This window comes from Nostoc sp. UCD121 (genome assembly GCF_014222285.1).
Lineage (GTDB): Bacteria > Cyanobacteriota > Cyanobacteriia > Cyanobacteriales > Nostocaceae > Nostoc.
Map to the genome: position 1 here is coordinate 1 of NZ_JACKZS010000264.1, position 9,109 is coordinate 9,109.

The window sequence follows — 9,109 nt, forward strand, 5'->3', positions numbered from 1 at the left end:
ACTTTTGTTCGATTTATAGACTTCAATCACTATTTATACAAGGGTTTCAGTCTTAACCAGCAAGCCCTAATTATTTTGCAAATAGAAATTAGAAAATTGTTTAATAAATTACCAATATAGAGAAAGTAAAATCAAACTTTAAGGGTATTTTAGTGCCAAAAAGTAAAAATTTATATTTAATTTTATAAGTTTAATTGTTCATATATGACAATTCAAGCTAAACATTTTGACACTAGATTAAATCAATGGATTCATACAGATGGTAATACAAATAATCCAGATTCGCTGTTAAAGGAAGAACTTAATAATACCTTACTAGAAGATTTCTTTCCTGGGGTAAACTTTTCGTTTGGGCATATGGACGAAAAGTCTACTGTGGAACAATTAATTAATCATCCTGAAGGTCATAAATTATTATTATCATCAAAAACTCGGTTGTTATATGGGCCGGAAGAATGTCTAGATACAATTAAACAATTATGCCCTGATAACAAAGATAGAGGTGCTTACGGGTCTATCTTTCTTGGTTCATGTCAAAATGCTGTCAAGAAAGAGTTAAATATTCTAATTGTCGATGATAATAATGGTGAGAATGGCGGCGTTATTAGTAATGACCAAGCATATCAGCTAACAGGAGACTGTTACGGGCAAATATCCACAGACCTATATCACGAATTAACTAAGCATCAAAAAGGTGATAAATATCGAGTAATTCAACACCGCTTCGGTTGGACTGACCAAGACGGAGACGATAACAAATACCGCTTTGGCAAAGGTACACTACGCCCTGCAAACCTTGACCAAATCCTCAATTATTCAGATCCCAACAACTCAACTAAAATTGACTTAATTCTTCCCTTATCTGCATTCAAGGGAACTGATAAAGACAACCCTAATGGGCCAAGCAAGCCCCAAATTCAACCTGGACTGTACAGGCAAAATATCTGGCTAGGTGAAAAATCACAATCTGAACTCGGTAAAACAGCTATCTCGCAGTTACTCGCTTCATTCCCTAACGGGCTGAAAGACTTTACCGAACAGCTAGAACTTGAAGCCAAAGAGCTTAAGGAAGTACAGGACGACCCCCGGCAACTTGCACAACTTTACTGCAAAAAGTACGAGAAACGGAAAGCTTTTCTTGAAGAACAAGCAGTAGAAGATCCAACAGTAGTAGAAGAGTTAGAAACTTTGCGCGATGGCGCGGGAGCGCCTGCCGTAGGCGATCGCATTGCTACTGACTCGTTTATTTACAAACTTATCAAAGCTGACCTGCAAGGAGAGGGTCAACTTCTTGAAACTGAGAAAGTACAGCGCGAACTCGCCCGGTTCGTTCAAAACGAGTGGAAAGAAATCGCCATCGGCAAGACGCTCACATTTGAGCGGGCAATGGTGATTCCCTCCAAAGACCTGCAAAATGGGGATATCTGCATCCCGCATTATCAAGGCGGGGAAGAAGTTCTCAACTTCCGCTCCCCTTTCCTCAACTCAAATGGTCTGTGCGTCTCAACTAACAAAGTTGTAGAAGATATCCTTGGGCCTGATGGTCAACCTCTAGCGGGTGCGATCGCTGTCTCAGACGAAACAAGCGATCGCATTTATAACCGCCTTAACGAGGAGGTTAAATCTATCCTCTCAGAAGCTCAAAGTAAAAATATTCAGTTAAAAGGTATTAAAAATTACTTAGATCAAAATATCAGCAAGCTCGAAACTAAAGACAAAATCGAGTTTACCAACAAATTTAATGAGTATATTTCAGAACTAAAGTCAGCTGGTTACGAACTAGAAATTCTTCCTCAAGAGTCCGAACAAGAGCGTCAGGCACGCGACTACGATGGTGATTGTATTGGCTTTGAGCGGGCAAGCAGGTATCCAAACCTCACTGCCGAGGCAAGGGAGCGCAACCTCCCTGAAAACGCTTACGATCCAACTGTTAAACTCAAAAAACAATCTTTTTACCAGGAAGATGGCAGTCAGCCGGAATTTGAAGAAATCGCCATCCACATGAGCGATGGCATTAGTGTCGGTGTTATCAACAATCACCTGACCTCAATTGAGGCGTTAGAGTCAGAAATTACTATTCTGAAAAACTTTGGTAGCGAGAGAGAGCAAATTGAGTACGTACAGCAGGTAGTCAAACATTACGAAGATTTATTTAAAACAGAAGCCTGGGCAAAATCCAAGGGTATTGAAGGGAAGGAAATTCCGACCAAGTATCGCGGTTACATGGAAGAGTTTATCAAAACTGTTCGGCAAGAACCCCTAAACCAGATCAATGCACTAGTAGCAATGAACACTAATACCCAGGTGTACCGCGAAATGATTGCCGAGGCAGCATTTCAAAACCAAATTGCAGTTGACCTCTTCAAAAGTGCCAAAAAACCCGAAATGGAAATTATCCGCAACAACAGTCGGATTCTCCACCGGGAAGTTAACTATATTAAGGATAAGAAAAAAGATGTTTATATTGACAATACAATTCAACCGACGGGATACTCGCCTGTTGAATTACTAATTGCTCAAACCAACCAGTATTTTGAAAAAGCTCGTCTCGAATCGCGTGAAATCGCACAATTTCAAGCTTTATTTAAAGGTGTCGAGTTTTCTAACGAACAGCGATTAAGAGCTACTCTTGTCAAAAAAGAATTCGACAAATCCTTTAACCAAGCGAGTCAGCTATCTAGACAAAAAGAAACTGAAAAAGGGCCGTCTGCAAATATTACCCTTGCTAACGGCAATCAAGTAAGTGTAACTAATCTTTTACAGTATGACAACGAATTTATCTGGAAAGCGAATAAAGTTACAATCAAGCTCTCGGAAATATCTGAGGACAAGCGCAACAGTAACCGCCCGCATAAATATGTAGTTTATGCCCAAATTAACGATGAGACTGAGAACGGTAAACCTAAGTTTAGGGCATTAGGAACACTTGCTAAGGAGCAAGAAAACAAACCCGAAGAAATAGGAATTATACTTGGACAGGAAGTAACGTCTAACAAAATAGCCTTCCAAGCTGAACTAAGCGAAGGTCAAATTAAACTTATTTACCAAAAAGCCTACCAGATAGCAGAAGAATTTTACAATTCAATTCCAGAAGGACAAAAGCTAGCAATGGCAGCTGCTACCTGGGCAGTATCAACTACTCGTGAAAGCACTAATGATAAAAGTAGCGATTACCAAAAGAAAGTTTCTAATTTTGCCTTTGCTGCCTTTCCTCAAGAGATTATCGGTCAGTTAGACACACTCAGATTTAACGAGTTTAGTATCACTGGCTTCGACCGCAGTAGTGAATTATTTTATGAAAATAAACCTCAAAATATTCGATTTAATCTAGCTGAAGATGGAAAAAGTGTCATTGAACTCCAGAATCAGGAAGGTAATTACGAAACATTTGGAAATATAGAACAAAGTAACGCGCGACTAACAATTGGTACTACTGCTATTGCTAGCGTTGAAAAAGGTGAAGTATATACCACCTCTGTTACAACCAAAGTACCCGGACTACCAGAACTTACCTTTAAAGTAGGTGAAGTTAATAAGTTTGGAAATTCCCAAAGGTTTAATAATGAACCTGTAATGTTAACAATCGAAAAGGTTGACCTTATTCGTGAAGACTATAGCATTTATCTTCAAAATGGTAATAAACCTGAGAAACTAGGGAACATTGATAAGGAATCAATCAAAGAGGGTATTGCTGAAGGTTGGCTAGCAGAAAAACCCGGTAATGGGCAACAGTTACAGCTTAAAATTCAAACCATCATCACCGGACAAAATGCCTATGCAATAGCAGAGACATCTAAGGGAAATTTTTTACGAATTAATATTACTAATCCCAAGTACAAAAAACAGGAGATTAGCAACCAAGAATTTAAAGAAACTTTAGTTAGAGGATTTGATAAAAAGCACGTTTATATTGCTAAAATTGCTGATCAATCACTCGGTATTATTGGTCAGCATACTGAACGCCTCGAAGCCGAGTTAAATAGAGAGAATGTACAAAGACAGTGGCAAAGGAAAGAAACTAGCACTGTACAAAAACTAATTGATACAGGTATTATTCGCTTAAACCAACAACGAACTAGTATCCCTGTAGAGATTACCAGTAATGAAAGTACCTGTAAAATAACTATTAATCCAGAAACAGTAGAGTATCCTGACAAATGGGTTAAGCGCAGTCAGCTTATCAGTAATGAGCTGCCTGTGAGGAACGAACAGCAACAAAAACGCAGCCAAATACTCGGTAAAATTAACGAACGTCCTACAATCATATTCCAAGATAAAGAACAAAAATTAGTAGGGCTTTTAGGATTAGCAGTTGATGAACATATAGCCGGAAAAACCAAAAAATATCTAGAAAAAGTAGGAGTATCATACGAACAGCTTCCCGGATCACAAGCTCGGTTAGAAGCCAAAAAAGGTATGACTGTATTCGTACTTGATGAAAGTACTATTAGTGACGAACTAAAACAAACCTTTATTGACCGTGCTGGTGGTAATATCAAGAGTGCAGATACACCGTCACAAATCCCTCCAGTCGTTCCAGAACAAACTGTATATTTTTATAACCCAAACCAACAATATAGTTCGCCAGATGGATCGCTCTTAGAAGCTAAAGAAGCTCTCGGATTAGTTGTTCCCGCACAAGACGCGATCGCTGTAGCCACTTGGCTAGAATCAAAATCTACTGAAAAACATTATTTTATTGAGAGAAAGATAGCTACATTTATTTTTAATAAAAATGAAATTCTCGGAGAAATAAACAAAGAATTAAATAGTTTACTTGGAGAACCGATTAATATCGGTGAAGTTGATGGATTTGACCGTTACGAACAACTTAGTGCAGAGTTAAATCAAAAAGTTGCAGATGAAGGTAGTCGTTTAGAATTAAACCAAATTCCAGAAAATAGTGAGTACAAAAAAGCTCTACAAGCACTACCTAACCGTCCCAGAGAACTTAATCAAGAAAATTCTCAAGTACCAATTATTCCTGCAAAAGCTGTACCAGAAAATAATATAACTAACATTCAATCAAATACTAACGCTACAGTTGCAGGTATTTCACAAGTTTACAAAAACGCAGTTGACATACAAGTATCAACAAACACAAAGTTAAAAGCTGATAACCAAGCAATATTACTACCAAACTCGCGCCAAGCTGATCAAACCAAAGCTATCGAAATATTGGGTAAGGTAAGCGAGGAAAAAGTAGAACAATTGCGATCGCACCTTGAAATCCACCTCAAACCCGTACTTGAAAACGATAAATCCAACTACGCACTACTGAGACAAGTTGCATGGGTCGGTGCAAAATGGGATTTGAAGGATAAAGACTTCAAGCCAGGGATACAGGACGACAGGTTAATGGAACTTGTCAAGCAGGTATATCCTGATGCGGATATTGTGCTGGTCACTTACTCCGAAAACCCCGGCGCTGGCATCAACTACCACCGCGATGACTCCTACGCCGCGACGGAAGCCCGCAGCATTAATATCGGAAATTCTGACTGGGGATATCGCGCTGCTAAGGAACGAATGGCATGGACTAGGGAGGAAAATCAGGACGCACAATACCAAGAGTTTAAACTTGAGTCCGGTACTGTAACCCGCTTTAACTGCAAGAACGAACACGCTGCCCTGAATACTGAGGCTGGCAGATGGTCTATCAACATCTGGTCAATTAAAAATGACCTGGGCAGACAAAACAGCGTTCGCCAAAAATTTGAAAACTTCCTCGCCTCAAACCAACCTCCTCGTGCGATAGTCCAAAGCAACAGCGACCTTAGCATCAAAACTAACGAGTGGACACCTGGGGGAGAAATTAAAGTAGAACGTAGCTATACAAGCCTCAGAGAAGTCACCCGAAACATACCTTCACACCCTTCAAACCAACCAACTGTAGAAGAAATTATCGCCATCGGGAATTCCACTGCGGCACGCGCTGCTAACCCTCAGATTCCAGACAACCCGACTATATCTGGAAAATCAGTACCAATGGTTTATTCGCTACATCTGCACGGCGAACCTTCCAAAGTACCAGCTGATACAACCATCGATGCCATGCGCGGATACGGTAGGATACACACTACCAGAGGTGTAGATTACCACAAAACTTATGGTGTCAAAGAGGGAGATATTGCGATCGCCCAAGGTAAAAACGGTGAGCAAGTTGCTTTTCGGGTGGGTAAGCAGTACAAAATTACCCCCGAAATGATTCGAGATCCAAGTTACCAGCAAGCCTGGGCGAAATGGGAAAAGCATTCACCGAAAGAACTTACCCAAACCCAGGCGAGTAAGAGTCAGGTATATGGATTATTCATGGAGCCGCTAGGGGATTATGTTAATGGCAAAATTGTTCCGTTTCCAGCCATCCAAAAACAAACTGTCACCCCGATAAATATCAGCCCCGACTCCAAAGATGGACTTGGAGTAGCACTTAGCCTTGCCACTGCACTCGCAAAAGAACAAGGCAAGCTGCAAAACGATTACCAAGTTTCAGTCAATAATAATCCAGAAGCTCCCGCCGGACAGTATGGAGTAGAGAACCATGTCCAAAAACCTGAAGGAGTAGCATACGCATCCGCCGAACACGCATTTAACCACCGAAAGCAGTTGCATCCATCAGCTGATGAATACAAGTTAATGGTAGAAGTGCTTCAGGCTAAACTCGAACAACACCCCCGGCTAACTGAGGCGATCGCCAAACGCGGAGGAACTGAGTGGCTGGAAAACTGTACCAATATAACTAACGCCCAGGATAAACAGTGGGAAGGTAAGGGTAAGGAATCCGCATTTATTCAAGCCCTCAGCGAAGCATACACCAATGTAGTTGAAAAGTCACAACAAACTACAGTACAAACTCAGCAGGAAAAATCCGAACAGACTGATCGGCCGCTAACAAATCCACTATCCCAACTCGAACCTATAAACGCCGCCGTCGCTGAACACATGAAAAAAGATATTGCGATGGCACAAATAGCTACCCAGTTTATCGGTAAATCAGCTGCGTCCCCCAAAACACCTTCAAGCACCCGTAATTACGAGCAAGCATGGGGAGAACGTGCCAACACAGGAAATTACTCGAAAGACGACATTATTATGGTGTCTGGGTCTGGCCCGTGGCGCGGAGTGACAAGCGAGCAAATTGCTCAAATATTTGAAAATCACTACAAACCTTTACTTAATAAAGCAATAGAAGCGAAAAGCTCTTTCATAGTCGCAAATGCACAAGGAAGTGACCAATTAGTTCAAAATTACCTTCAAGAAAAAGGGTACAAGGTAGAACAAACTTCCCAAGGATACGCTGTATTTAATTCTGTAGAAAATACCAAAATTAGTACCAACACTATTTCTTCCAATACACAAGTATTACATAACTCGTTTATTGCTAAAGACAAGAGCATTTTCCCTCCACAACAAAGTCAACAACCAAATATTGACCAAGCACTCGCATCACCTTCTCAACCCAGAATGCAGCAGGTTGGAGCGATGGATAGTATTATCGAGCGGATGAAAGCTAATACAATGCAAAATCTTCAAGACTGGTATGTAGCAGCTGAAAAGCTCGGTAAATCAGAAACATATCTCAATAGAATTCAGGAGGTAACTGATTTATATATCAAAGAAAATATCAGTCTTGAAAACGCTTTTAAGGCAATGGAGCAAGATATTAAGGAGCTAGAAAAAATTAATGAAATGACCAGTCTTGCCCAAAGTTTAGTTAAAATCATTGGACAGGAAGATATCAATGGCATTATGTCAGTACAAACAGAAAAATACCAAATTGCTACAAAAGCCCAAGACAAAATTTACTTAGTTAAAGATAAAAATGACAACATATTATTATATGTCAAAGAAGGGAAAACCCAAGTAAGTAACATCAGTGATGAAACATTACAGGATTTTCAACTCATGAATTCCCGTATCAATAATGCTCTCAAAGATGTCAAAAAAGATTTAGTGGAGAGGTAATTTTAGTATGAAAGAACTAATCGAACTTCCAGTAGAAGGTTTAACTCCAGCTATGCAAGCCAGTCTCCTTAGAGAATTGATCAAACAGCTTAACATCCCTGATGATAAATTTGAAGAATCTACAAAAAAGCCTCCAACTGCTGAGGAAACAAAAGAGGCTGTGCTACGGTTGAATTCGGAAATTAACAGAATCAGTGAAATACTGCAAGATGAAGCAAAAGTAAACTCTACAGAAATTAAACTTATCACTTTTGTTAATAAAGTTAATCAAGAGTCATCTTCACAAGCCGAAGCAAGCCAGTTCACAGGAACGACAATTGAACCAGAGATTCTAAAAAACCCCACAAATAAAAATGACGACAATAATGGCAACCCAGTAGAAGAGAGTCCAGAAGATAGAGTACAATCTCTTACCGCCGATTCCCAAATTAGACAGTTTGTTATTCCTGTAATTTTAAACCGTTTAGATATATTTGGAAAATCAGATAAAGAGACACAAGGTATCATTTATAAAAGTAAAGAATATACTGCAAGTCTAAAATTAGAAGAAGATTCGCAAACTCTTAGCCTTGATAGAAATTTGCCTGATTCTGAACAAAGTCGAGAAGTACTCTTGGCATCTCATGACAATAACTCAGAAGAGTACTCTATCACCATTAATAATGTCACCAAAGAGGAATTTGAACGTTTCAAGACTCTGTTCAATGAGCAACAAGCACGCCGCGAACAGAGTCAAAAACAATTCAAAAACCAGGATTCTGCTAAAGAGCTAGATTAAATCAACCCAAACCACACGCCATACATAAAAGCTATAAATCCAAAAAGCAGCTTTTTATTAAAACTCAGGGGGGTCTTAGGACAAATAACAACAGCAACAGCAAAATAGTAAAAAGACGCAGTAAAGTCAAACAAACTCGTCGGGTTAACAGGCAATCTGCCTAACCCGACCAAACATAGCATCCCCATTAAAGACCAAACAACAATCTTTTCTATCCATCCTAAAAGTTTATCGCTCTTCATAAAAAATTATCTATTCCTCCATCAATTCGCTGACAACTATTAAAAGCAGTACTCATAAATAAAATCATCTAGTAAATAGATTGCTTAATGAAAACTACATAAACCACTCAATCCCTTTGTAAAG

Annotated in this window: 3 protein-coding genes; 2 read left to right on the forward strand and 1 reads right to left on the reverse strand. The window is 39.5% G+C overall.

The annotated features are described in order from the left end of the window. Positions 1-204: 204 nt before the first annotated feature. A complete protein-coding gene (locus GNF10_RS32510; protein WP_185607364.1) occupies positions 205-7,965 on the forward strand; it encodes a hypothetical protein in 7,761 nt (2,586 codons plus the stop codon). Between the two features lie 7 nt (positions 7,966-7,972). Continuing rightward, positions 7,973-8,743: a hypothetical protein gene (locus tag GNF10_RS32515; RefSeq protein ID WP_185592659.1), complete on the forward strand. Its 771-nt coding sequence runs from the start codon at positions 7,973-7,975 to the stop codon at positions 8,741-8,743. On the opposite strand, the gene GNF10_RS32520 is transcribed toward GNF10_RS32515, so the two are convergent. Next, positions 8,740-8,985: a hypothetical protein gene (locus GNF10_RS32520; RefSeq protein ID WP_185592657.1), complete on the reverse strand. Its 246-nt coding sequence runs from the start codon at positions 8,983-8,985 to the stop codon at positions 8,740-8,742. The two genes, GNF10_RS32515 and GNF10_RS32520, sit on opposite strands and share 4 nt — an antisense overlap. Positions 8,986-9,109 lie beyond the last annotated feature (124 nt).